The 22,152-nt window shown below is 71.5% G+C and carries 21 protein-coding genes; 13 read left to right on the top strand and 8 right to left on the bottom strand.

Annotation, left to right across the window (positions count from 1 at the left end; translation table 11 throughout):
* Positions 1 to 13: 13 nt before the first annotated feature.
* Together O7553_RS23435 and O7553_RS23430 are read right to left on the bottom strand one after the other, a co-directional pair.
* Entirely contained in the window at positions 14 to 952 is a 939-nt protein-coding gene (locus O7553_RS23435; RefSeq protein WP_281551813.1) for a M23 family metallopeptidase, read from the bottom strand.
* Between the two features lie 285 nt (positions 953 to 1,237).
* Positions 1,238 to 2,002: a M23 family metallopeptidase gene (locus O7553_RS23430; RefSeq protein ID WP_281551812.1), complete on the bottom strand. Its 765-nt coding sequence runs from the start codon at positions 2,000 to 2,002 to the stop codon at positions 1,238 to 1,240.
* Between the two features lie 387 nt (positions 2,003 to 2,389).
* Between O7553_RS23430 and O7553_RS23425 the strand changes: the two genes are divergently transcribed.
* The 3 genes from O7553_RS23425 to sucD all read left to right on the top strand — a co-directional run bounded on the left by O7553_RS23425 (position 2,390) and on the right by sucD (position 5,324).
* Positions 2,390 to 2,788, top strand: coding sequence for a cobalamin B12-binding domain-containing protein (locus O7553_RS23425; protein WP_281551811.1), 399 nt, complete (start codon positions 2,390 to 2,392; stop codon positions 2,786 to 2,788).
* A gap of 446 nt (positions 2,789 to 3,234) precedes the next feature.
* The gene (sucC, locus tag O7553_RS23420) at positions 3,235 to 4,431 is read left to right on the top strand and encodes an ADP-forming succinate--CoA ligase subunit beta (RefSeq protein WP_281551810.1); all 1,197 of its coding nucleotides are present in this window, start codon (positions 3,235 to 3,237) and stop codon (positions 4,429 to 4,431) included.
* A gap of 5 nt (positions 4,432 to 4,436) precedes the next feature.
* On the top strand, positions 4,437 to 5,324 hold the full coding sequence (gene sucD / locus O7553_RS23415; protein ID WP_281551809.1) for a succinate--CoA ligase subunit alpha: 888 nt from the start codon (positions 4,437 to 4,439) through the stop codon (positions 5,322 to 5,324).
* Between the two features lie 81 nt (positions 5,325 to 5,405).
* On the opposite strand, the gene O7553_RS23410 is transcribed toward sucD, so the two are convergent.
* The gene (locus O7553_RS23410; protein WP_281555719.1) at positions 5,406 to 5,657 is read right to left on the bottom strand and encodes a hypothetical protein; all 252 of its coding nucleotides are present in this window, start codon (positions 5,655 to 5,657) and stop codon (positions 5,406 to 5,408) included.
* A 161-nt stretch (positions 5,658 to 5,818) separates the two neighbouring features.
* Here O7553_RS23410 and O7553_RS23405 point away from each other — a divergent pair, with 161 nt between their 5' ends.
* Positions 5,819 to 7,198: a DUF6350 family protein gene (locus O7553_RS23405; protein ID WP_281551808.1), complete on the top strand. Its 1,380-nt coding sequence runs from the start codon at positions 5,819 to 5,821 to the stop codon at positions 7,196 to 7,198.
* A gap of 24 nt (positions 7,199 to 7,222) precedes the next feature.
* On the opposite strand, the gene O7553_RS23400 is transcribed toward O7553_RS23405, so the two are convergent.
* Positions 7,223 to 7,762, bottom strand: a complete 540-nt coding sequence (locus tag O7553_RS23400; RefSeq protein WP_281551807.1) for a DUF4190 domain-containing protein — start codon at positions 7,760 to 7,762, stop codon at positions 7,223 to 7,225.
* A gap of 150 nt (positions 7,763 to 7,912) precedes the next feature.
* Here O7553_RS23400 and purN point away from each other — a divergent pair, with 150 nt between their 5' ends.
* From purN to O7553_RS23370, 6 genes are all read left to right on the top strand, one after another.
* Positions 7,913 to 8,527, top strand: coding sequence for a phosphoribosylglycinamide formyltransferase (purN, locus tag O7553_RS23395; RefSeq protein WP_281551806.1), 615 nt, complete (start codon positions 7,913 to 7,915; stop codon positions 8,525 to 8,527).
* Positions 8,524 to 10,104: a bifunctional phosphoribosylaminoimidazolecarboxamide formyltransferase/IMP cyclohydrolase gene (gene purH, locus O7553_RS23390; RefSeq protein WP_281551805.1), complete on the top strand. Its 1,581-nt coding sequence runs from the start codon at positions 8,524 to 8,526 to the stop codon at positions 10,102 to 10,104. The genes purN and purH overlap by 4 nt, the downstream gene beginning before the upstream one ends.
* A 16-nt stretch (positions 10,105 to 10,120) precedes the next feature.
* Entirely contained in the window at positions 10,121 to 10,720 is a 600-nt protein-coding gene (locus O7553_RS23385; protein ID WP_281551804.1) for a pentapeptide repeat-containing protein, read from the top strand.
* Positions 10,721 to 10,781: 61 nt separating this feature from the next.
* The gene (locus O7553_RS23380; RefSeq protein WP_281551803.1) at positions 10,782 to 11,654 is read left to right on the top strand and encodes a bifunctional methylenetetrahydrofolate dehydrogenase/methenyltetrahydrofolate cyclohydrolase; all 873 of its coding nucleotides are present in this window, start codon (positions 10,782 to 10,784) and stop codon (positions 11,652 to 11,654) included.
* 129 nt (positions 11,655 to 11,783) lie between these two features.
* Positions 11,784 to 12,734 carry a malate dehydrogenase gene (gene mdh, locus O7553_RS23375; protein WP_281551802.1) on the top strand — a complete coding sequence of 317 codons (951 nt, stop codon included), beginning with the start codon at positions 11,784 to 11,786 and terminating at the stop codon, positions 12,732 to 12,734.
* Positions 12,735 to 12,881: 147 nt separating this feature from the next.
* Entirely contained in the window at positions 12,882 to 14,099 is a 1,218-nt protein-coding gene (locus O7553_RS23370) for an NADP-dependent isocitrate dehydrogenase (RefSeq protein ID WP_281551801.1), read from the top strand.
* A gap of 269 nt (positions 14,100 to 14,368) precedes the next feature.
* Here O7553_RS23370 and galT read toward each other — a convergent pair whose 3' ends face one another.
* The 4 genes from galT to cysC all read right to left on the bottom strand — a co-directional run bounded on the left by galT (position 14,369) and on the right by cysC (position 19,005).
* Positions 14,369 to 15,460, bottom strand: a complete 1,092-nt coding sequence (galT, locus tag O7553_RS23365; RefSeq protein WP_281551800.1) for a galactose-1-phosphate uridylyltransferase — start codon at positions 15,458 to 15,460, stop codon at positions 14,369 to 14,371.
* Positions 15,461 to 15,472: 12 nt separating this feature from the next.
* On the bottom strand, positions 15,473 to 16,252 hold the full coding sequence (locus O7553_RS23360) for a DeoR/GlpR family DNA-binding transcription regulator (protein ID WP_281555718.1): 780 nt from the start codon (positions 16,250 to 16,252) through the stop codon (positions 15,473 to 15,475).
* Between the two features lie 130 nt (positions 16,253 to 16,382).
* Complete coding sequence (locus O7553_RS23355) at positions 16,383 to 17,324, bottom strand: sulfotransferase domain-containing protein (RefSeq protein ID WP_281551799.1); 942 nt, start codon at positions 17,322 to 17,324, stop codon at positions 16,383 to 16,385.
* A 151-nt stretch (positions 17,325 to 17,475) separates the two neighbouring features.
* On the bottom strand, positions 17,476 to 19,005 hold the full coding sequence (gene cysC / locus O7553_RS23350) for an adenylyl-sulfate kinase (protein WP_281551798.1): 1,530 nt from the start codon (positions 19,003 to 19,005) through the stop codon (positions 17,476 to 17,478).
* A gap of 259 nt (positions 19,006 to 19,264) precedes the next feature.
* Between cysC and O7553_RS23345 the strand changes: the two genes are divergently transcribed.
* The 3 genes from O7553_RS23345 to O7553_RS23335 are packed head-to-tail and all read left to right on the top strand — an operon-like array spanning position 19,265 to position 22,144.
* Positions 19,265 to 20,188, top strand: coding sequence for an ABC transporter ATP-binding protein (locus tag O7553_RS23345; protein ID WP_281551797.1), 924 nt, complete (start codon positions 19,265 to 19,267; stop codon positions 20,186 to 20,188).
* Between the two features lie 43 nt (positions 20,189 to 20,231).
* Positions 20,232 to 21,137 carry an ABC transporter permease gene (locus O7553_RS23340; protein ID WP_281555717.1) on the top strand — a complete coding sequence of 302 codons (906 nt, stop codon included), beginning with the start codon at positions 20,232 to 20,234 and terminating at the stop codon, positions 21,135 to 21,137.
* A complete protein-coding gene (locus tag O7553_RS23335; protein ID WP_281551796.1) occupies positions 21,134 to 22,144 on the top strand; it encodes an ABC transporter ATP-binding protein in 1,011 nt (336 codons plus the stop codon). Before O7553_RS23340 ends, O7553_RS23335 begins: the two co-directional genes overlap by 4 nt.
* The last annotated feature ends 8 nt before the right edge of the window (positions 22,145 to 22,152 follow it).

The raw sequence follows: 22,152 nt of genomic DNA, 5'->3' as shown, positions 1-22,152 counted from the left end.
CGTACCGAACCGGTCAGCAGCCCAGGTCGACGCCGCGTTCGCGCATCCACGGGGCGGGGTCCACCTGGCTCCATAGCCCGCCGATGTGTACCTCGAAGTGCAGGTGCGGGCCGGTGGAGTCGCCGGTGGAGCCCTCCGCACCGATGGTGTCCCCGGGGGCCACCCGGTCGCCGACCGACACGCTGGTCGCGGAGAGGTGCGCGTAGTGGGTGAGCACACCGCCGCCGTGGTCGATCACCACCGAGATCCCGTAGCCGGTGTACGCCCAGCCGGCGACCTGCACCGTCCCAGCGCCGGCGGCGAGCACCGGGGTGCCGGCCGGCAGAGCCAGGTCGATCCCGGCGTGCAGGACGCCCCAGCGCTGGCCGTAGCAGGAGGTGATCTGTGCCCCGGGCATCGGGGTGACCCAGTCGGCCGTGCCGGCCGTCGAGCTCGGCTGCGCCGCCGTCGCCGAGGTCGTTGCCGGGTCACCGCTGTCCCTGTTGTCGTCGCTGCTGTTGGCGTCGGCCGACCCTGCGGGCTCGTCGTCGGTCCGGGTCGGCGCGTCGTCGGCTGCTTCGGCCGGGTCCGCCGGTTGACCGGTCTCCTCGGCACGGCTGGTGCTGCTGTCGGTGGGCGCCGCGCCGAAGCCGGTCTCGTCCCCGCCGCTGTCCGGGGTGGCCGTCGGCTGACGGGTGCTCCGGTCGGCGCGTCCCGCCGCGTCGGCCCGGTCGGCGAGGGCCGAGGTCGTCGCCGGATCGGTCGCGGTGGGGTCGGGGGCGGAGTTAAGTGCGGTGGCCGCGCCGCCGATCCCGAGGGCCGCCACGGCCAGGACGGTGAGGGCGGCGGTGCGGGTCCGGCGGCCGAACTCCGCTACCTGGGCGTGCCTGCCGGGCGGAACCAGCCGGTGCAGCCCTGGTGGCCGACGCCGGGTCGAGGGCTTGCTGCGCTCCGTGGGCTCGGGGTGCGACACGGGAGTGACCTCCGCGGTAAGGGGGGCACGGACCCGGAAATGGTGGTGTGCCAGGCACGGTGGGTGGGTACCGGGTAGTCACAGAAGGCGAGGAGCACCGCTCGGAGGCCGGAATTTCGTGACTCTCCGTGTTTGGATGGGGGATTTCTTGACTGGACCGATAGTGGTTCAGGTCACAAAATCCAATGTGACGCAGGACATATTTTCGCTGGTGGTGGGCGTCCGGACTGCACAAAAAAACCGCTCAGACCGTGCGGCCTGAGCGGTTTCTTCAGTCACTCAATGTCAGGGCTCGACGACGCCACCGTAGATCGCCTCGACCTGCAGCTTGAGGTCCACTCCCTTGCCCCGCAGCCAGGTGATCGGATCCTGCGGCTCCGAGTCCACGTGCACCTCGAGATGCAGGTGGGCGCCGTAGGAGTGACCGGTGTTGCCGACGTCGCCGAGCAGATCACCGGCTTCTACCCGCTGACCGGCGGTGACCCGCAGCCGGGACGCATGGCCGTAGACGGCCTCGGTCCCGTCGTCGTGCTTGACGATCACGCAGTAGCCGTAGCCGCCGTTCCAGCCGGCGAGGGTGACCGTGCCGGCGTGGATCGAGTGGAACGGGGTGCCCTCGGCGGCGGCCAGGTCGACGCCGGCGTGCAGCTTTCCCCAGCGCATGCCGTACGGAGAGGTGAAGGTGTAGCCGCGCAGCGGCAGCATCCAGACGTCCGGGGCAGCCTGGGTCATCGAGGTGGCCGGGGTCCGGTCGGCGTCCCGGGAGGCGCGCTCGGCGTCCTCGGCCCGCTCGCTGATCTGGCTGTCCAGGTCCAGGGCCTGGTCGTCGATCTCCAGGGCCTGGTCGCTCAGGGCGACGCTGTTCTCCAGGTCGGCCAGGGCCGCCGGGCTGAGCGTCTTGGCGTCGGGCATCGCGCTGGCCCCGAGGGCGACGACACCCGCGCCGACGACGGCGGTGGTCATGACGACCGCGTAGCGGCTACGGGGTGGAGTCGGTACGCGGCGACGACCCCGATATCGATCGGGCTCTGACGACAGGCGCTGGCGCACGCACACCCTCCATCGGCGGGTAGTTCGGCGGCGGTGCGAGCATCCGGGACCCTCGTTGCGGAACCTGGGATTAACGCTCGTTGGCCGGGTTGGTTCTGGCTGGAGCCAGAGGACAACCGTGGACACGGTAGCCAACCCCTAGGGCCGCCACAACCCGACTCGCGAAAAACTGTTGACGATCTGCGACTGTCCGTTGTCTATTGTCCGTTTTCGTAACCTTTTATCGGGCCCCTCGTTGGTAACCGCTGGTTACATGGAGCAATACTTATCGTGCGTTCAGTCAGGGTGAATCGGGGTTGCGGCTCAGGGTCGGCCGGGCTGCCGTCGATGTGCCGAGGTTGGTTAACCTTCGTTAAGGATCGGTCGGTCGGCAGGAGGCGTGCAGCGATGGAGACTCGGATCCGGGTGGTGGTGGCCAAGCCTGGTCTCGACGGCCACGACCGCGGCGTCAAAGTGGTGGCCAGGGCGCTGCGGGACGCCGGCATCGAAGTCATCTACACGGGTCTGCACCAGACACCGGAGCAGATCGTCGAGACCGCCATCCAGGAGGATGCCGACGCCATCGGGCTCTCCGTGCTGTCCGGCGCGCACCTCACGCTGTTCCGCCGAGTGCTCGACCTGCTGCGCCAGCGAGGTGCGGACGACATCGTGGTCTTCGGCGGAGGCATCGTCCCTGACGAGGACATCGCAGCACTCGGTGAGCTCGGCGTGGCCAGGATCTTCACCCCTGGGGCGAGCACCGCCGACATTGTCGACTGGGTCCGCGGCAACGTCCCCGCCAAGTGAAGCGGCAACGTTCCCGCCCAGTAAGGGGGTGGGGCGCGCAGCAAAAGGGTGAGAGGCCGGACGCACCCCTCACACGTCCGGCCTCTCCATGCACGATGCCCCGCCGCCACCCCTCGACCGACAGGGCATCGGCCGCTTTCCGTCGGCCCCGCGCTGCGTTTCCGACACCTCACTCAACGACACCTGTCACCGGGGGTTACGTCGCCGGCACACCCTATTTTTCGGGTCTGTGCCGGTGGTCGGGGCCAGGTCGCCGTACTGCTGCGCGGGCGGCTCGCCGGATGTGTGCGGTTGCGCACACCGTCCGCCCGCCTGCTGGCGTCCCAGGGCCGGGTGGTTAGGCTGCGCCAATGGCCGGTCACCGCTCGTGACCGGGAAATCATCTGATTCTGCACGCTGGCGGCGGCGCGACGGCGCGCCGCAGAGACGGAACGGGACGCGCAAACGTGGACCTGTACGAGTACCAGGGGCGCGAGCTGTTCGAGCGACACGGATTGCCCGTGCTCGCCGGCGGCGTCGCCACCACCCCGGAAGAGGCCCGCGCGATCGCCGAGCGCCTCGGCGGCCGTGTCGTGGTCAAGGCCCAGGTCAAGGTCGGTGGTCGAGGTAAGGCCGGCGGCGTGAAGCTAGCCGAGGACGCCGACGAGGCGGTCAGCCACGCCACCAACATCCTCGGCATGGACATCAAAGGGCACACCGTTGGCAAGGTCATGCTGACGGTGACCGCCGACATCGCCGACGAGTACTACCTGTCGTACCTGCTGGATCGGGCCAACCGCACCTTCCTCTGCATCGCCAGTGTCGCGGGCGGGATGGACATCGAGCAGGTCGCCGCCGAGACCCCGGAGCGGGTGGCGAAGATCGCCATCGACGCCAACGTCGGGGTGGACGAGGCCAAGGCCGCCGAGATCGTCACCGCCGCCGGCTTCCCGGCTGAGCTCACCGACCAGATCACCGAGATCGCGGTACGCCTCTGGCAGGCGTTCATCGCCGAGGACGCCACCCTGGTCGAGGTGAACCCGCTGGCCCGGACCCCCGAGGGCCGGGTGCTCTGCCTCGACGCCAAGGTCACCCTGGACGAGAACGCCGGTTTCCGGCACCCCGACCACGAGGCGATGGTCGACCAGTCCGCGGTCGACCCGCTGGAGCAGCGGGCCAAGGAGAAAGACCTCAACTACGTCAAGCTCGACGGCTCGGTCGGCATCATCGGCAACGGGGCCGGCCTGGTCATGTCCACCCTCGACGTGGTGGCGTACGCCGGCGAGGCGCACGGCGGCGTCAAACCGGCCAACTTCCTCGACATCGGTGGTGGCGCCAGCGCGGCGGTGATGGCCAACGGTCTGGAGATCGTGCTCTCCGACCCGGACGTGCGGACCGTGTTCGTCAACGTCTTCGGCGGGATCACCGCCTGCGACGAGGTGGCCAACGGCGTAGTCCAGGCGCTGGCCCTGCTCGAACAGCGCGGTGAGACGGTGACCAAGCCGCTCGTCGTCCGGCTGGACGGCAACAACGCCGAGGCGGGCCGGGCGATCCTCGACTCGGCCGCCAACCCCCTCGTCGAGCGGGTCGACACCATGGACGGAGCGGCCGAGCGGGCCGCGCAGCTCGCCGCAGCGGCGTCCGGCCGCCCGGAAGGACAGTGATCGAGATGGCGATCTGGCTGACCAAGGACTCCAAGGTCATCGTGCAGGGGATGACCGGCTCCGAGGGCTCCAAGCACACCCGGCGGATGCTCGCCGCCGGCACCACCGTCGTCGGCGGGGTCAACCCGCGCAAGGCCGGACAGCAGGTCGAGTTCGGCGACACCCGGCTCCCGGTGTTCGCCACCGTCGGCGAGGCGATGAAGGAGACCGGGGCCGACGTCACGGTCATCTTCGTCCCGCCGGCGTTCTGCAAGGCGGCGGTGATCGAGGCGATCGACGCCGAGATCCCGCTCGCCGTGGTGATCACCGAAGGCATCCCGGTGCACGACTCGACCGCCTTCTGGGCCCACAACACCGCCAAGGGCGGCAAGACCCGGATCATCGGCCCGAACTGTCCGGGCATCGCCTCCCCAGGGGCCTCCAACGCCGGCATCATCCCGGCGGACATCACCCCGGCCGGCCGGATCGGCCTGGTCAGCAAGAGCGGCACGCTGACCTACCAGCTGATGTACGAGCTGCGTGACATCGGCTTCTCCACCTGCGTCGGCATCGGCGGCGACCCGGTCATCGGCACCACCCACATCGACGCGCTGGCCGCCTTCCAGGACGACCCGGAGACCGACGCGATCGTCATGATCGGCGAGATCGGCGGCGACGCCGAGGAGCGGGCCGCTGAGTTCATCAAGGCGAACGTGACCAAGCCGGTGGTCGGCTACATCGCCGGGTTCACCGCCCCGCCCGGCAAGACGATGGGCCACGCCGGTGCGATCATCTCCGGATCGGCGGGCACCGCCGCCGCCAAGCAGGTCGCGCTGGAGGCGGCCGGAGTCAAGGTCGGCCGTACGCCGAGCGAGACCGCCCGGCTGATGCGCCAGGTGATCACCGGCAGCTGACCGGCCACAGCCGACACTGATCGACCACAGTCGACACATGGCCGTCGATCGGGAAACCGGTCGGCGGCCGTCGTCGTGCGGTCAGCCGATCGGGTAGTTCCCGGTTGCCCAGAGACTGGCCCCACCGATGATGTTCAGCACGCTCAGCACGATCGCCACCCAGCCCAGCACCGGGGACTTGCGGAAGCGGTTGGCGTCGCGGATCGACAGTGCGCCGAAGACGATGCCGAGGATGCCGCAGCAGAGCAGGCCGATCACGATGCCGAGCACACCCCACAGGGTGCTGCGGTCGCTGCCGGCCGACGCCGCGGCCGGTGGATACTGGGTCATCAGCAGGGTCCCCCGTCAACTCGACGACCGCCGTCGTCGACGGCGTGGTCCAGCACCGAGCGTACGGCCAAATGACCGGAATGTCGGCGGGTTCGGCAGGTGACCGGCCAGGCCACGTCGATATTGCCGCCGGATCAGTGCGCCCACGTGCCAAAGTAGGCACGATGGCAGCCCACCCCCCGGATCCGCCGCGACCGCCGGACGGTACCGCGTCGGTCGACGCCGTTCGGCACCCCGGCCCCGGCCGTGCCCCCGGTGCTGCCCGCCGTGGCCGGGCCCCGCTGGTCGTCGCGGCCTCGGTGACCACCCTGTGGGCCGCGGTGGTGTCGTACCTGCCGGTCGCGGTGGTGATGTGGCTGATCCGACTCGCCGAAGGCGACTCGTCGGTCCTCGGCGCGGCCCGGATCGGTCTGGCCGCCTGGCTGCTCGGGCACGGCGTACCGCTGGACACGCCGACCGGGCCGCTCGGCCTGCCGCCGCTGCTGCTCAGCGCGCTCGCCGCCTGGCGGATCTACCGGGCCGGGGTACACACCACCCGGGCGGTCGGTGCCCGGCGCAGCGGATCCGCCGTACGGGCGATCGTCGTCGCATTGGCCGTCGCGACCGCGTACGGCGCGCTCGGCGCCGCCGCCGCGCACGTCGCCAGCAGCGCTACGACGGGGATCGAACCGCTGCGGGCCGGGGGCACGCTGGCGGCGTTCGGCGGGATCGGCGCGTTGCTCGGCGCCGGCCAGACCACCAGTTCGCTGCGTCGACTGGCGGCGCGCTGCCCCGACCTGCTCCGGCACGCGGCGCGCGCCGGAGTGGTCGCCGCGCTGCTGGTGCTCGGCGCCGGTGCCGCCGTGGCCGGGCTGTCCGTGGCGATCAGCGGCGGGGACGCCGCCGACACCATCGGGGTGTACCGGGCCGGGGTGGCCGGGCAGGCCGGCATCACGCTGCTCAGCCTCGCGTACGCGCCGAACGCCACCATCTGGGCGACCGCCTACCTGTTGGGGCCGGGCTTCGCGCTCGGCTCCGACACTGCGGTACGGACCACCGAGGTCACCCTCGGCAGCCTGCCGGCGGTCCCGTTGTTCGCCGGACTGCCCAACGGCCCGGCCGGGGGGCTCAGCGCCGCGCTGCTGGCCCTGCCGGTCCTGGCCGGGATGACCACCGGGTGGGTGCTGGCCCGCCGCTGGCCGGCGGCGACCGACCGGGGTGGTGCCGGGCTGCCCGGCTGGGCTGTGCTGATCGGTGCCGCCCTGATCAGCGGGCCGGTGGCCGGACTGTTCCTGGGCGGTGCGGCGGCCGTGTCCGGCGGGCCGCTCGGTGCCGGACGGCTCGCCGACGTCGGCCCGGTCGCCTGGCAGGTGGCGGCGGTGTCGAGCGCGGTGGTCGCGGTCGGGGCGGTGGTCGGCGCGGTGGCGGCGCGGGCGGTGGCGGCGCCCCCGGCGGACCGGTCCGGGCCCCGCCAGCGACGGTCCGGTGCCGGGCCGGGACAAGGCGCCGGTCCGGGACACGTCGGCAACGGCACAGGGCGCCCCGGACGATCCGGGACGCCCTGAACGGGTCGCGTCACAGAGCCTGGCTCAGATGCTGTTGAACCCGCTGCCGAAGTCCATCAGAACGCCGAGGATCGAGTTCGCGATGCTGAGCACCACTCCGATCGCGCCGCAGATCAGCCCGGCCATCGCCTGGCCACGGTTGTCCGCCAGCCCCTGGTCGACCTTGTTCTTGCCGAGGAAGCCGAGCACCGCGCCGGCGATCCCGGCCGGGATGCCGAGCAGCGGGCAGCACAGGGCCAGCACCAACGAGGCGATGCCGACGATCATGCCGATCAGGCCCAGGTTGTTGTTCTTCTGCTGGCCCGGCATGCCGTAGCCGCCGGCGGGGTACGGCTGGCCCGGCACCGGCTGCTGCGCGTACGGGTCACCGTAGGGCTGCCCCGGCTGCTGCTGCGGGTACGGCTGCCCCGGCGGCGGCGGCTGGCCGTACGGGTTCGAGTAGGGCTGCCCCGGCGGCGGCTGCTGGCCGTACGGGTCGGACGGTGGCGACGAGGTCGGATCCTGGGGCTGCTGGCCGTACGGATCTTGGCCTGGATAGCCGGGCTGCACAGAGAGCTCCTTCATGACGACGACGCTCAGGGCGGTCGGAGATCGTGTTTGCCCGAGCGTCGGGCAGCGTAACTGGTCAGCGCAAATCCTGCCGCCGTCACGCCCGCCCGTCGCGCTGGTCGGGACCTGGGCGGGGCCTGGGCGGCGGCCGGGTAGGGTGCTCGGGTGACCTCGTCCCCGGCCAGACTCGTGGTGCTCGTCTCCGGCTCCGGCACCAATCTGCAGGCACTGCTCGACGCCACCGAGGACCCGGCGTACGGCGCGGTCGTCGTGGCGGTCGGCGCGGACCGGGACGGGATCGCCGGGCTGGACCGGGCCAGGACCGCCGGGGTGCCCACCTTCGTGGCCCGGGTCGCCGACCACGCCAGCCGGGCGGACTGGGACGCCGCGCTGACCGCCGAGGTCGCCGCGTACCAGCCGGACCTGATCGTCTCGGCCGGCTTCCTGAAACTGGTCGGCGCCCGGTTCCTGGCCGCCTTCGGGGACCGCTACGTCAACACCCACAACTCGCTGCTGCCCGCGTTCCCCGGCATGAACGGCCCGCGTGACGCCCTCGCCTACGGGGTCAAGCTGGCCGGTGCCACGCTCTTCTTCGTCGACGCCGGCGTCGACACCGGACCGATCGTCGCGCAGGTCGCGGTCCCGGTCGAGCCGGACGACGACGAGGCCAGCCTGACCGAGCGGATCAAGGAAGCGGAACGGGCGCAGCTCGTCGAGTACGTCGGCCGGCTGGTCCGGCACGGCTGGACCATCTCGCATCGAAAGGTCACCATCCGATGAACCCGAGCACCGACGGCCGCCGCCCGCTGCACCGGGCGTTGATCAGCGTCTACGACAAGACCGGTCTGGTCGAGCTGGCCACCATGCTGCACGCCGCCGGGGTGGAGATCGTCTCCACCGGGTCGACCGCGACCACAATCGCGGCCGCCGGTGTGCCGGTGGTCCGGGTGGAGGACGTGACCGGTTTCCCGGAATGCCTGGACGGCCGGGTCAAGACGCTGCATCCGCACGTGCACGCCGGACTGCTGGCCGACCTGCGCTCCGCCGACCACACCGCGCAGCTGGCCCAGCTCGGCGTCGCCCCGTTCGACCTGCTGGTGTCCAACCTGTACCCGTTCCAGCAGACGGTGGCCTCCGGTGCCGACCTGGACGGCTGCGTGGAGCAGATCGACATCGGTGGCCCGGCGATGGTGCGGGCGGCGGCGAAGAACCACACCAGCGTCGCGGTGGTCACCTCGGTGTCGGCGTACCCGCTGGTCGAGCAGGCCCTCGCCGACGGCGGCTTCACCCTGCGGCAGCGGCGCGCCCTCGCCGCCCGTGCCTTCGCCGACATCGCCGAGTACGACGTCGCGGTCGCCGACTGGTGCGCCCGGACCCTGGTCGGCGCGGACACCGACCAGCCGGTCGACTGGCCGGAGTTCGCCGGCACCGCGCTGCGCCGGGCCGCCGTGCTGCGCTACGGCGAGAACCCGCACCAGCGGGCGGCCCTCTACCTGGACCCGGCGGCACCGGCCGGGCTGGCCCAGGCCGAGCAGTTGCACGGCAAGGAGATGTCGTACAACAACTACGTCGACGCCGATGCCGCCTGGCGGGCGGCGAACGACTTCACCGCCCCGGCCGTGGCGATCATCAAGCACGCCAACCCGTGCGGCATCGCGGTCGGTGTCGACGTCGCCGAGGCGCACCGCAAGGCGCACGCCTGCGACCCGGTCTCCGCGTACGGCGGGGTGATCGCGGTCAACCGGCCGGTCACCGTCGAGCTGGCCAACCAGGTCGCGGAGATCTTCACCGAGGTGGTGGTGGCCCCCGGGTTCGACCCGGCCGCGGTCGAGGTGCTGGCCCGGAAGAAGAACCTGCGGCTGCTGCTCGCCCCGGCGTGGCAGCCGGCGGACGTCGAGTGGCGGCAGGTCACCGGTGGCCGGCTGGCGCAGACCGTCGACCGGATCGACGCCGCCGGCGACGATCCGGCGAGCTGGCGGCTGGCCACCGGTGAGCCGGCCGACGCGGACCTGCTGGCCGACCTGGGCTTTGCCTGGCGGGCGGTACGCGCGGTGAAGAGCAACGCGATCCTGCTGGCCCGCGACGGTGCGACCGTCGGGGTCGGCATGGGCCAGGTCAACCGGGTCGACGCCGCCGAGTTGGCGGTACGCCGGGCCGGTGCCGGCCGGGCCGCCGGCGCGGCGGCCGCCTCCGACGCGTTCTTCCCGTTCCCGGACGGACTGCAGGTGCTGATCGACGCCGGGGTACGCGCGGTGGTGCAGCCCGGCGGTTCGATCCGGGACGACGAGGTGATCGCGGCGGCGAACGCCGCCGGGGTCGCCATGTACCTGACCGGCACCCGGCACTTCTTCCACTGACCGGCCGGCCGTCGTCGTGTCGCCGCAGCAGCGCGTCGAGGAGCGGATCGTCGGGGCCGACTGGGCGCTCGACGAGTTCGACCGGGTGCATTTCGACCGCTGTGAGCTCGTCGACGTCGACCTGACCGAGGCGGTGCTGACCGGCTGCGTCTTCACCAACTGCGTACTGGCGAACGTGCGGGCCAACGCGGCCCGGCTGACGCACTGCGCGCTGCTGCACTGCGTGATCCGGCGGTCGTCGTTCTTCGACGCGACCTTCGCCGACTGCAAGCTGACCGGCACCCAGTTTCTCGACTGCACGCTGCGCCCGCTGCATGTCGACGGCGGAGACTGGGGGTTCGTGCTGCTGCGCGGCCAGGACCTGACCGGTACGAAGCTGTCCGGGCTGCGGCTAAGGGAAGCCGACCTGACCGAGGCGAACCTGAGCCGGGTGGATCTTTCCGGGGCGGACCTCGGCTATGCCCGGCTGACCAGCGCGAAGCTGCGTGGCGCGGACCTGCGTGGCGCGGATCTGGCCGGGGTCGAGCTGCGCGGCCTCGACCTGACCGGGGCGCGGATCGACCTGGCCCAGGCGGTGCAGGTCGCGGCGGCGTACGGTGCCGACGTGCGGCCCTGACCGGCTGGTCCGTGCGAGGTGCCAACCGGGGCGGATCGGGCGACGTGAGACGATCGGTGACGTGACGGCGACAATTCTGGACGGTAAGGCGGCGGCATCCGCCATCAAGGACAACCTTCGTGCCCGGGTCAAGGCGCTCGCGGAGCAGTCGGTGGTGCCCGGTCTCGGCACCGTGCTGGTCGGTGAGGATCCCGGCTCCCAGGCGTACGTCAACGGCAAGCACCGCGATTGCGCCGAGGTCGGTATCGCCTCGATTCGCCGCGACCTGCCGGCCGACGCGACCCAGGAGCAGGTGGAGGCGGTGGTGGCCGAGCTGAACGCCGATCCGGCGTGCCACGGTTACATCGTGCAGCTGCCGATGCCGAAGCAGATCGACACCCAGCGGGTGCTGGAGCGGGTCGACCCGGACAAGGACGCCGACGGGCTGCATCCGGTGAACCTGGGCCGGCTGGTGCTCGGCTTCGACGCGCCGGTCGCCTGCACCCCGCGCGGCATCGTCGACCTGCTGCGCCGCAACGAGATCCGGATCCGGGGCGCGGAGGTGGTGGTGATCGGCCGGGGCACCACCGTCGGTCGGCCGCTGGGTCTGCTGCTGACCCGGCGCAGCGAGAACGCCACGGTGACGCTGTGCCACACCGGCACCTTGGATCTGGGCGACCACACCCGCCGGGCCGACATCGTGATCGCTGCGGCGGGCGTACCGGGGCTGGTCACCGCTGAAATGGTTACGCCGGGGGCGACGGTCGTCGACGTCGGTATCACTCGGGTGCTCGGCGAGAACGGCAAGGGCCAGTACACCGGTGACGTGGCACCGGACGTGGCCGAGGTGGCCGCTGCGCTGGCGCCGGTGCCCGGCGGGATCGGCCCGATGACCCGGGCGATGCTGTTGACCAACGTCGTCGAGCTGGCGGAACGCGGCCTCGCCGACCGGTGAAGCCGGTCGGCGAGTCGACCGGCGTGGCGGGCGTGAGGTGGGTCTCCGGGCGCGCCCCTGGCCCGCTCAGCCGTTACCTGGCTGATACGGTCCCGTCAAATTCGCCCGGTAGCAGGGAGTGAGACGACAATGGGCAAGAAGGTCACCGTCGTCGGGGCCGGCTTCTACGGCTCGACGACCGCGCAGCGCCTGGCCGAGTACGACGTCTTCGACACCGTCGTGCTGACCGACATCATCGAGGGCAAGCCCGAGGGACTGGCCCTCGATCTCAACCAGTCGCGGCCGATCGAGGGCTTCGAGACCAAGGTCGTCGGTGCGACCACCGGGGTGGACGGCTCCGGCTACGAGGTGATTTCCGGCTCGGACGTCGTCATCGTCACCGCCGGCCTGCCGCGCAAGCCGGGGATGAGCCGGATGGACCTGCTGGAGGTCAATGCCAAGATCGTCCGCGGCGTCGCGGAGAACATCGCCCGGTACGCCCCGGACGCGGTGGTCATCGTGGTGTCCAACCCGCTCGACGAGATGACCGCGCTGGCCCAGATCGCCACCGGGTTCCCGCGCAACCGGGTGCTCGGCCAGGCCGGCATGCTGGACACCGCCCGGTTCTCCCACTTCGTCGCCGAGACGCTGGCGGTACCAGTGGCGACCGTACGCACGCTGACCCTCGGCTCGCACGGTGACACCATGGTGCCGGTGCCGTCACGGTGCACCGTGAACGGCAAGCCGCTGACCGAGCTGCTGCCGGCGGACAAGATCGAGGAACTGGTGGTCCGGACCCGCAACGGTGGGGCCGAGGTTGTCGCCCTGCTCAAGACCGGGTCGGCGTACTACGCGCCGTCGGCGGCGGCGGCCCGGATGGCCAAGGCCGTGGCCGAGGACTCCGGCGCGGTGATGCCGGTGTGCGCCTGGGTCACCGGGGAGTACGGCATCGACGGCGTCTACCTGGGCGTGGAGGCTGAGCTCGGGGCCGAGGGCGTCCGTCGGGTGGTGACCACCGACCTGACCGGTACGGAACTGGCCGCGTTGAAGGAGGCCGCCGAGGCGGTCCGGGCCAAGCAGGCGGACGTGGCCGACCTCTGAGCCGTACGGGCGTGACGATCGGGGCGGGCATCCAGGTGCCCGCCCCGACGTGTGCAGTGCCTCGTTCGTCCCGCCCGCTGCGCACCGCGTTCGGCAATCCAGTACGCTCGTACTGCTAACACGAGTTTCCGAGAGGAGCGCCGGTCGATGGCGAAGATCAAGGTAACCAACCCGGTCGTCGAGCTCGACGGCGACGAGATGACCAGGATCATCTGGAAGCAGATCCGGGAGCAGTTGATCCTGCCCTACCTCGACGTCGACCTGCACTACTACGACCTGTCGATCCAGTACCGCGACGAGACCGACGACCAGGTGACGGTGGACGCCGCGAACGCGATCAAGCAGCACGGCGTCGGCGTCAAGTGCGCCACCATCACCCCCGACGAGGCCCGGGTCGAGGAGTTCGGCCTCAAGAAGATGTGGCGCTCCCCGAACGGCACCATTCGGAACATCCTCGGCGGCGTGGTCTTCCGCGAGCCGATCATCATGTCGAACGTCCCCCGGCTGGTGCCCGGCTGGACCAAGCCGATCATCATCGGCCGGCACGCGCACGGCGACCAGTACAAGGCCTCCGACTTCGTGGTGCCCGGGCCGGGCACGGTGACCATCACCTACACCCCGGCCGACGGCAGCGCCCCGGTCGAGATGGAGGTCGCCAACTTCCCCGGCGGCGGTGTCGCGATGGGGATGTACAACTTCGACGAGTCGATCCGCGATTTCGCGCGTGCCTCGCTGCGCTACGGCCTGGACCGCGGCTACCCGGTCTACCTGTCGACCAAGAACACCATCCTCAAGGCGTACGACGGCCGGTTCAAGGACATCTTCGCCGAGGTGTACGAGGCCGAGTTCGCTACCGAGTTCGCCGCCGCCGGGATCACCTACGAGCACCGGCTGATCGACGACATGGTCGCCGCCGCGCTCAAGTGGGAGGGCGGCTTCGTCTGGGCCTGCAAGAACTACGATGGTGACGTGCAGTCGGACACCGTCGCCCAGGGCTTCGGTTCACTGGGGCTGATGACCTCGGTGCTGATGACCCCGGACGGCCGTACGGTGGAGGCGGAGGCCGCGCACGGCACGGTGACCCGGCACTACCGGCAGTGGCAGAAGGGCGAGAAGACGTCGACCAACCCGATCGCGTCGATCTTCGCCTGGACCCGGGGTCTGGCCCACCGCGGCAAGCTGGACGGCACTCCGGCGGTGACCGAGTTCGCCAACACGCTCGAGCAGGTCTGCGTCGAGACCGTCGAGGCGGGTCAGATGACCAAGGACCTGGCGCTGCTCATCGACCGTAACGCTCCGTGGTTGACCACCGACGAGTTCATGGCGGCTCTCGACGGCAACCTGGCCAAGCGGCTGGGCGCCTGAGCCCTCGGGGCTGAGCGTCCGAGCACTCGGCCGGCACCGTCACCGGACCCTCCGGCGAATCGTTGAACAGGGTGGACGTGGTGCCAGTCGCGTCCAAGGGGATCTTCCGGTGGCGGTCGCCCTGAGCAACATGACGCTGACGGTCGATCCTCGGCTGTGAACCAGCAGCCTGCCGTCCCTTCCCTGCGGGGGGCCCTGTCCCGGGCCCCCCGCAACCACGTCCGGCGCGGTCAGACACGTCGGGTCCGGTGGAACGCGTCCCGGCCCGGTCAGGCGTCGCGCAGCAGCGCCGCCGCCTGTTCAGGCCGGACGTCGTTGATGAACACGCCCATCGCCGACTCCGAACCGGCCAGGTACTTCAGCTTGTCCGCCGCCCGCCGGATGGTGAACACCTGCAGATGCAGGTAACCCAGCTCCCGTTCGTGACGCACCGGCGCCTGATGCCACGCAGCGATGTACGGCGTACCCTGCCGGCTGTCGAAGAGCCGGTCGAAGCGGCGCAGCACATCCAGGTAGAGCGGCCCGAAGGCGTCCCGTTCGGCGTCGTCCAACGCGGCGATGTCCGGCACCCGGCGGTGCGGCGCCAGGTGCACCTCGAACGGCCAGCGCGCCGCCGCCGGCACGTACGCCGTCCACCGGTCGTTGGCCGCCACCACCCGTACCCCGGCCGCCCGCTCGGCGGCCAGTACGTCCGCGTACAGGTTCTGCCCGCCGGTCGCCTCGGCGTGCCGTCGGGCGGCGGCCAGCATCGACCGGGTACGCGGCGGCACGAACGGGTACGCGTAGATCTGCCCGTGCGGGTGATGCAGGGTCACCCCGATCTCCACGCCGCGGTTCTCGAAACAGAACACCTGCTCCACCGCGTCCAGCGCGGACAGTTCGGCGGTCCGGTCGGCCAGCGCGTCGACGACGGTGCGGACCCGGGTCGGGGCCAGCGCGGCGAACGAGGTGCCGTGCTCGGCGGTGAAGCAGACCACCTCGCAGCGCCCGAGACCCGGCCGGGTCGGGGTGAACGGCGTACCACCGGGGTAGCCGGCCGTCCCGTCACCGACCCGGTCGCTCAGCGACGGGAACCGGTTCTCGAAGACCACCACGTCGTAGTCGTACGCCGGAATCTCACTGGACCGGCCGGGCCGCGACGGGCACAGCGGGCACTGGTCGGTCGGCGGCAGGAAGGTCCGGGTCTGCCGGTGCGCGGCGATCGCCACCCACTCGTCGGTCAACGGATCGTAGCGAAGCTCCGAGGCGGGCGGCGGGGGCGGCAGCTCCCGCCGGTCCGGGCCTTCCCGGACGGCGTCGTCCCGCTCGTCGAAGTAGAGGAGTTCCCGCCCGTCGGCGAGCCGTACCGCACTGCGTTTCACGGCGCTGAGTTCCTATCGGTGTGGGTCGGCGATCGACAGCTCGACGCCGTGTCCGGCCAGCACGTCGCGGGCCGGCGGGGGTAGTCCGGGGTCGCTGACCACCACCTGGGCCGCGGCCAGCTCCGCCATCGAGGAGATGCCCACGACGTCCCACTTGGTGTGGTCGGCCAGCACCACCAGGCGGGCCGCCGCCATGATCAACGCCCGGTTGGTGTCGGACTCCATAAGGTTCGGGGTGGTGTATCCGGCCCGTTCGCTCATCCCGTGCACACCGAGGAAGAGCAGGTCCACGTGCAGGTCGCGAAGGGCGGTCACGGCCACCGGACCGACCAGCGCGTCCGAGGGGGTACGCACCCCACCGGTGAGGATCACCGTCCGGTCGCCCCGACCGTCGCGGTAGAACACGTCGGCCACCGGGATCGAGTTGGTCACCACCGTCAGCCCGGGGACGTCGACCAGCCGGCGGGCGAGCTCCACCGTGGTGGTGCCGGCCGACAACGCCACCGCCCCGCCGGCGACGACCAGGTCGGCGGCGCGCGCGGCGATCGCCGCCTTCTCGGCCTGCTGCCGGGCGGACTTCGCCACGAACCCGGGCTCGTCGGTGGCCCCGGGATCGACCAGGGTGGCCCCGCCGTGGACCTTGGCCAGCAGCCCACGGTCGGCGAGGACGTCCAGGTCCCGGCGGATCGTCATGTCCGAGACGCCGAACTCGACGGCCAGGTCGGTGACCCGTACTCCGCCGGCGGCCCGGACCCGGTCCAGGATCGCCGCCTGGCGCTGCGGCGCGAGCATCAGCACCACGTCCTGCCTCCGCCGGCTCGCACTCAATCCAACAGATGCGAACACTATCGCGCAGGTGCGGCCGAACGGAAGTGCCTCCCCGGCCGGGTAGGCGACGAGCTCATGGCTGGGTGAAGCCGGGTCAGCGGAACGCTTCCGCCACCGCGCTGCGCCAGACCGGCGGACGGCCGAGCCAGTCGGTGAGCCGTGCGTCGTGCGGGGCGTAGTGGTCGGCCAGCTCCCGACGGGTACGGGCACCGGGCGGCTCGACCGGCAGACCGTCGGACGGTGCGCCGGGTGCTCCGTCGACCACGGCCGGCGAGTCCGTCGGCCGCGGCAGCCACGGCACCTCGTCCAGCCTCGGCAGGCCGAGAAAGTCCAGCACCTCGCCGTACACCCTGGCCGGTGTGGTCCACAGCCGTTCGGCCTCCACCAGGCAGATCCGCTCCCGACCCACCTGGCCGGCCAACCGGTCCAGGTAGGTGGCGTACTCGCCGCGCTGGCGGTACGCGTGGTGCTGGTGGGCGAAGCTGCGGTACCCGGCCTCTACGCCGAGGCGTTCCTCCTGCCCGCGTAGCCGCGCGGACTCCAGCGCCAGCGCCCGAGCGAACGACGGCTCCGGCTCGTGCCCGGCCAGCCGTTCCACCCGGAAGTGCGACCAGGCGCGGTCCACCGGATCGCGGACCAGTACCAGAAGCCGCACGTCCGGCAGGTCCCGGGCGATCCGCAGTGCGGCGTACGGGTGGTAGAGGTAGTAGGTGCTGGTCTCGAAGGCGCTGGCGGTGCCGCCGTGGCGTCGTTGCAACCGGCGGGCGGCGCGCTGGCGGGGGAAGTGCCCCCGGTACCAGTCGATGCCGCGCTCGTACGAGGTGTCGAAGAAGCTCACCCCGTCGCGCCGGGCCGCCCGCAGCACCAGCGGATGAGCGGCCAGCATCCGGTGCAGCCCGGCCGTCCCGCACCGGTGCCCGCCGCAGATCAGGAACGACGGCAGCACCCGGTTCGGGGCCGTCCACCGCCCGTACGACCAGGACCGGGTGGGCACGATCCGACGTAGCGGCTCGGGAATCCGACTGCGTAACGGCATGTCGCCTCTCCTGTCCTGCCTGGGCGGCTGTCCTGCCTGAGCAGCGTAAAACGCTATCTATCGGATAACGCTGCCGCTACCCGGACAAGCGTGGCCTCTCGGCTGACTTGCCGTCATCTGCAGAAAAGGCGACAAAGGAGGATGTCGTGGGTCAGGCCGACTTCAGTCGCGGCTCCACCCAACCCGTTTCGGTGAGGTGTTGCAGCACCGTCTGCACGCCCTGCTCGATGCTCATCTCACTGGTGTTCAGCACCAGGTCGGCATCAGTCGGCTCCTCGTACGGATCGTCGATCCCGGTCATCCCGGTCAGCTGGCCGGCCCGCGCCTTGGCGTACAACCCCTTGCGGTCACGGCTCTCGCAGACCTCCAACGGGGTCGCCACCCAGACCAGCAGGAAACCGGCTCCGGCGTCGTTCGCCATCTGCCGGGCCACCGCCCGGGCCTGGGCGTACGGTGCGATCGGGCAGCAGATCGCCACCCCGTGGTGCCGACCGACCTCGGACGCGACCCAGCCGATCCGACGGACGTTACGGTCCCGGTCCGTCTTGGAGAACGTCAACCCGGCGGAGAGCTCCCGGCGTACCACGTCCCCGTCGAGCAGCGTGACGGTCCGGTCGCCGCTCTCCCGCAGCGCGTCCGCCACCCCCCGGGCGATGGTCGACTTGCCGGAGCCGGACAGCCCGGTGAAGAACACCACCAGGCCACGGTGCCGGCGCGGCGGACGGGCCCGGGCCAGCTCGCGGGCCACCGCCGGCGGGGTGTGCCACTCCGGCAACGGAAAACCCCGGTCCAGCAGGTCGTCGATCTCCTCCTGGTCGAGCGCCAGCCGCCGGTTGCGCGGCGGGATGTCGTCGCGCCAGCGCCACTGACCGTCCCGGTTGTCGTAGGCCAACTCCCGGGGCACCAGCACCCGTGGGCCGCCGCCGGAGAGCATCTCGCCGGTGGACAGCAGATGGGTGACGCCGTACGCGGCGGCCACCCGGGCCCGCAGCAGCGCGTCCCGGATCTCGTCACCGCGCCGGGTCAACGGCACCGCGACCAGCGTCGCCGGTGGCATCCGGTCCCGGGCCGCGAAGACACTGCGGACCAGCACCTCCGGCGGCAGCCCGCTGACCCCGCCGTCAGCGACCGGGATCAGGATCAGCAGATGCGCGGCGAGGGTACGGGCGGCGTGCGCGATCTGGGCCAACTGCGGTCGGTGCAACGGGCGGTCGGCGATGACCCCGAGCACCCGTCCCGGGGGCAGCAGCGCGCGTACCTCCGCCGGGCTGCGCCGTAGCCGTTGGAACGGCCCGCCGGTGCCGTCGCCGAGCTGGCGCACCCGGCCGCCGACCGCTGAGAAGCCCTCCCGGCTCGGCCAGGCGTCGGTGACCTCCAGCGCGGCCACCGGCGCGCCCTCCGGGTCGGTGAGCACCAGGACCCGCAGCAGCGGATTCGTCAGATCGAGCCCGGCGACCAGGCCGGCCGGCACCTCCAGGGTGACCGGCACCGGCCACGCGGTGCCGTCGGCCAGCCGGCCGCGACTACGCAGCGAGGCAAGATCGGCCCGGGTGTGGAAGCCGGTCAGCGGGGCGTACGCCTCGGACAGGATCAGCTCAAGGTCGGCCAGCTCGAACGGCCGCGGCGTGTACGCCGGCGCGTCCCGTAGCACGTCGTCAGGCAGCACCCAGCCGTCGGTCATCACACCCCCCAAATGGATCGAACTCACAGTTTCGCAGCCGTCCGGCCGTCGGTCGAGACTGGCACGGCGAGTTCTGCCACCATCGCGGGATGTCGACCATCATCGCGGGATGTCGACGGCTCGCCCGGGGCCGAACCAGAGCAACGCTTGGCTTCGGGCTCGTGGTGTCACCCCTAATGGCAGGGCGTGGGTGCTCCTCAGGGAACCTCCAGGGGGAAACCCCATCCCACGACGTGCCGGCAGTCCATACGCTGGCCGGGTGACTCTCATCGCGACCGATGCGCTGACCAAGACGTACGGCGGGCGGGTGACGGCCCTGGCCGACCTGACCGTCGAGGTCCAGCCCGGCATCGTCGGCCTCGTCGGGGCCAACGGTGCCGGCAAGTCGACCCTGATCAAGATCCTGCTCGGCCTGCTCGCGCCGACCAGTGGAAAGGCCCGCGTACTTGGGCTGAACCCCGCCACCGACGCCGACGCGGTCCGTGCCCGGGTCGGCTACATGCCGGAGAACGACTGCCTGCCACCGGACCTCAGCGCCGCAGAGTTCGTCACCCACCTGGGGCGGATCAGCGGCCTGCCGCGCGCGGCGGCCCGGGAACGGGCTTCCGAGGCGCTGCGCCACGTCGGGCTCTACGAGGAGCGCTACCGGCAGATCGGCGGCTACTCCACGGGCATGAAGCAGCGGGTCAAACTGGCCCAGGCGCTGGTGCACGACCCGGATCTGCTGCTGCTGGACGAGCCGACAAACGGCCTGGACCCGGCCGGCCGCGACGCCATGCTGGCCCTGGTGCACCGGATCGGCACCGAGTTCGGCATCTCGGTGCTGGTCTGTTCGCACCTGCTCGGCGAGGTGGAGCGGATCTGCGACTCGCTGATCGCCATCGACGGCGGTCGGCTGCTGCGCTCCGCCCAACTGTCCGACATGACCACCGCCAGCGACGTGCTGGCGATCGAGGTCAGCGAGGGCACCGAGGCGCTGGCCGCCCGGCTGGCCGCGGCCGACCTGCCGGTCAGCCGGGAGGGCCAGCTGCTGCTGGTGCCCGCCGAGACCGGCTCCGACGCGTACGACCGGATTCTCACCGCGGTCGTCGAACTCGACCTGCCGCTGCACCGGCTCGACCAGCGCCGGCACCGGGTCGCCGAACTCTTCGCCACCACGGAGGACTCCCGTGTCAACGTCTGACCAGCTCACCGCCGCCCGTGGCAGCGGGCCGACGTCGGCCGGCCTGGCCGCTGCGGGCAGCACCTCGACCGCTGCGCCGGGCGGCGTCATCCACGACATCGGATACCAGCGCTACACCGGAGCCCGGCTCGGTCGCCGGCACGTCGTCGGCGCGCTCTACGCGCACAGTCTGCGTACCGCCTTCGGCCTCGGCCGCAGCGCCAAGGCCAAGATCTTTCCCTGGTTCATCGTCGGGGTGGTGGTCGTCGCCGCCGCCGGCCTGGTGGCCGTCCGCGCCCAGATCGGCCAGGTGCTGCTCAGCTACGCGCAGTTCGCCGACACGATGAGCTGGCTGGTGATCTTCTTCGTCGCGGTGGTCGCCCCCGAACTGGTCTCCCGCGACCTCGGCAGCGGTGTACTGCCGCTGTACTTCTCCCGGCCGCTGCGGCTCGTCGACTACCCGCTGGCCAAGTTCGCCGCACTGGCCACTGCCGTGTTCATGCTGCTCGGCGCGCCGCAGCTGGTGATGTTCCTCGGCGGCGCGTTCACCACCGACGCCGGCTGGTCGGGGGTGTGGGACGAGGTCACCGACCTCGCGCCGGGCCTGGCGTACGCCGTGCTCTGGGCGGGCGTGTTCAGCGCGATCGGCCTGGTCATCGCCTCGGTGACCGGCAAACGGGCGTTCGCCGCCGGCGGCGTGGTCGCCGTCTTCCTGATGACCACCCCGATCGTCGGCGTGCTGTCGGTGCTGCCGTCGGTCACCGCCAACCAGCTCGCCGGGCTGGCCGCCCCGTCCAGCCTGGTGCAGGGCACCGGGATCTGGCTGTTCCGGGACGCCCTGGTGACCGAGGCCGGCACCGGTCAGGACCTCGGCGGCTTCGGCCCGCTGTACGGGCTGGTCACCCTCGTCCTGATCGCCGGCTGCATCGCCGCCCTGATCGCCCGCTACCGGAAGGCGGCCCGTCGATGACCACCTCAACCTCGACCTCCAGCCCGGCCGCCACGCCCCCGGCCACGCCCGCCGCGACCGGCGCCACCGCCGCTACCGGCCCCGCCGGCCGCCCCGCCGCGATCGAGCTCGCCGGGGTGTCCCGCTGGTACGGCAACGTCGTCGCGGTCAACGATGTCAGCATGGCCCTCGGTGCCGGGGTCACCGGCCTGCTCGGCCCGAACGGTGCCGGCAAGACCACGCTGCTGCACATGATGGCCGGCTTCCTGCCGCCATCGCGGGGCACCGTCACCGTCGACGGCGAACCGACCTGGCGCAACCCGGGCGTCTACCGCAAACTCGGGCTGGTCAGCGAACGGGAGGCGGTGCACGGCTTCCTCACCGCGTACGAGTTCGTGCTGGCCAGCGCCCGGCTGCACAAGCTGGCCGACCCTGCGGCCGCCGCCCGGCGGGCGATCGAGCTGGTCGAGATGACTCCGGCGCAGGACCGGCGGATTGGCACCTACTCCAAGGGGATGCGCCAGCGCACCCGGGTCGCCGCCGCGCTGGTGCACGACCCGACGGTGCTGCTGCTCGACGAGCCGTTCAACGGCATGGACCCGCGCCAGCGGATGCACATGATGACGCTGCTGCACTCACTCGGCGACGCCGGCCGGACCATCCTGTTCAGCTCGCACATCCTGGAGGAGGTCGAGCAGGTTTCCGGCACCGTCCAGGTGATGGTCGCCGGCCGGCTGGCCGCCTCCGGCGACTTCCGCAGCATCCGGCGGCTGATGACCAACCGGCCGCACGTGTTCGCCGTACAGTCCAGCGACGACCGGGCCCTGGCGGTGGCACTGCTGCGCCACGACTCGGTCACCGGCGTCGACCTGCCCAAGGGCGGTGGGATCACCGTACGGGCCGGTGACTACGGCAGCTTCACCCGCGCCCTGCCCCGGATCGCGCTGACCGAAGGGATCCGGGTGCACCGCCTGCTGCCGTCGGACGAATCCCTGGAGAGCGTCTTCTCCTACCTCGTGGAGGCCTGAGAGCCGTG

It is taken from the genome of Solwaraspora sp. WMMA2059, assembly GCF_027497315.1.
Classification (GTDB): domain Bacteria; phylum Actinomycetota; class Actinomycetes; order Mycobacteriales; family Micromonosporaceae; genus Micromonospora_E.
Note: the sequence above shows the minus strand (reverse complement) of the source record. Positions and strands in the feature narration are given on the sequence as shown.

Coding starts and splice junctions, on each gene's coding strand:
- O7553_RS23425 (WP_281551811.1), top strand. CDS start 2,390: ATGGAGACTCGGATCCGGGTGGTGGTGGCCAAGCCTGGTCTCGACGGC.
- sucD (WP_281551809.1), top strand. CDS start 4,437: ATGGCGATCTGGCTGACCAAGGACTCCAAGGTCATCGTGCAGGGGATG.
- O7553_RS23405 (WP_281551808.1), top strand. CDS start 5,819: ATGGCAGCCCACCCCCCGGATCCGCCGCGACCGCCGGACGGTACCGCG.
- O7553_RS23400 (WP_281551807.1), bottom strand. CDS start 7,762: ATGAAGGAGCTCTCTGTGCAGCCCGGCTATCCAGGCCAAGATCCGTAC.
- purH (WP_281551805.1), top strand. CDS start 8,524: ATGAACCCGAGCACCGACGGCCGCCGCCCGCTGCACCGGGCGTTGATC.
- mdh (WP_281551802.1), top strand. CDS start 11,784: ATGGGCAAGAAGGTCACCGTCGTCGGGGCCGGCTTCTACGGCTCGACG.
- O7553_RS23370 (WP_281551801.1), top strand. CDS start 12,882: ATGGCGAAGATCAAGGTAACCAACCCGGTCGTCGAGCTCGACGGCGAC.
- O7553_RS23360 (WP_281555718.1), bottom strand. CDS start 16,252: ATGCTCGCGCCGCAGCGCCAGGCGGCGATCCTGGACCGGGTCCGGGCC.
- O7553_RS23355 (WP_281551799.1), bottom strand. CDS start 17,324: ATGCCGTTACGCAGTCGGATTCCCGAGCCGCTACGTCGGATCGTGCCC.
- cysC (WP_281551798.1), bottom strand. CDS start 19,005: ATGACCGACGGCTGGGTGCTGCCTGACGACGTGCTACGGGACGCGCCG.
- O7553_RS23335 (WP_281551796.1), top strand. CDS start 21,134: ATGACCACCTCAACCTCGACCTCCAGCCCGGCCGCCACGCCCCCGGCC.